General features: G+C 42.8%; 1 protein-coding gene and 1 pseudogene. Both read left to right on the forward strand.

The annotated features are described in order from the left end of the window. Window positions 1-1502: Calx-beta domain-containing protein (locus O9295_RS03210; protein ID WP_288031644.1), on the forward strand; the 1502-nt coding region annotated here is incomplete at its 5' end. A 64-nt stretch (window positions 1503-1566) separates the two neighbouring features. Beyond that, a pseudogene (locus tag O9295_RS03215) lies at window positions 1567-1908 on the forward strand (cytosolic protein); the annotation flags it as partial.

Raw genomic sequence — 1908 nt, forward strand, 5'->3', positions numbered from 1 at the left:
GGACAGGATACACCGTAGGCACCACCACCGCCGTCACCGGAACTATTACCAACGATGACCTTCCTAGTATCACTCTTGCTGTTTCTCCCAGTAGTGTGACTGAAGATGGGACAAGTAATCTGGTTTATACCTTCACTCGCACCGGTGTAACAACCAATGCTTTAACCGTTAACTATACCATCGGTGGGACAGCAACCCTCAATACCGACTACACTCGTACAGGGACTACCAATACTGTCACCTTTGCTGCTAATTCATCCACTGCGACTGTAACAGTTGACCCCACTGCTGATACTACAGTTGAATCTGATGAAACCGTCGCATTAACCCTCGCGACCGGGACAGGTTATACAGTAGGTACGACTACAGCAGTTACCGGTACGATTACCAATGATGATACCAGTGTTACTCTTGCTGTTTCTCCCAGTAGTGTGACAGAAGATGGGACAGCTAACTTAGTCTATACCTTCACCCGTTCTGGTGTAACAACCAATGCTTTAACTGTCAATTACACCCTCGGAGGGACAGCGACTCTCAATACCGACTACACTCGTACAGGGACTACCAATACTGTCACCTTCGCAGCCGGTTCATCCACTGCGACTGTAATAGTTGACCCCACTGCTGACACAACTGTTGAAAGTAACGAAACTGTTGCTTTAACTCTTGCGACCGGGACAGGTTATACAGTAGGTACTCCTAATACAGTTACGGGAACAATTACCAATGATGATGTCACCCTTCCTAGTATTACTCTCAGCTTGAACTATAGCGGTATTAGCGAGAGTAGTCCGAGTAACTTTGTTTACACATTTACTCGCACAGGAGTAACAACAAACGCCTTAACCGTCAACTACAATATAGCTGGTACTGCTAGTGCTACTGATTATACAGGCGCAACTCCTGGAAACGGAAAAACTATTACCTTTAATCCAGGTTCAACCACCACCAGTATTACCATAGATCCTACCGCAGATACTGTTGTTGAACCTAATGAAACTATTAGTCTTCAACTAGCCGCAGGCACAGGCTATAGTATTGGTACTACCGCTGCTCAAATTGCCACCATTATTAACGATGATGGTACTCGTCGTCATGTAGGGACAAATGGGAAAGACGTACTATTAGGAACAAATGCTAACGATTACTTAATTGGTGGAGCCGGAGACGATATTCTTACGGGTGGTACAGGTGGCGATATTTTCTACTTCGCTTCTTCCAACTTAGGGAATGATGCCATTACCGATTTTACTCCTGGTCAAGATTTTATTCAAGTATCAAGACAAGGCTTTGGCGGTGGTTTAATTGCAGGAGATACAATCACACAGGTTCAATTCCTAATAGGTAGTAGTGCGACTAACGCCAGTCAACGGTTTATTTACAATTCCACCAGCGGCGCTTTACTCTTTGATGTGGATGGTAACGGTATCCAGTCCGCTCAACAAATTGCTACTCTCAATACAGGATTAGCTCTCACCTATGAAGATATTTTTGTTAGTTAAATGCTGAGTTATTTATTCTCACACAAATTTAACAAAATAGCGAAATTGTGTGAGAATAAAAACTATGAATACTGAAACCAACACATCTTTCGACAGTCCCTGGAAAGATATTGTCGAAACTTATCTACACGAATTTTTCGCCTTCTTCTTCCCCGATGCTTATACAGCTATTGACTGGGAAAGAGGTTTTGATTTTCTTGACCAAGAACTTAGACAAGTTGTCAGAGATGCTGAATTAGGCCAGCGTTTTGTCGATAAATTAGTCAAAGTTTATCTCAAAGATGGGGAAGAAACTTGGATACTTATTCACCTAGAAATCCAGAGCCAGTATGAGTCACAATTTGCCGAAAGAATCTATGTTTATAACTATAGAATCTTTGACAAATATCGACGCAGAGTCGCTAGT

The sequence above is a fragment of the Microcystis sp. LE18-22.4A genome, from assembly GCF_027531105.1.
Lineage (GTDB): Bacteria > Cyanobacteriota > Cyanobacteriia > Cyanobacteriales > Microcystaceae > Microcystis > Microcystis aeruginosa.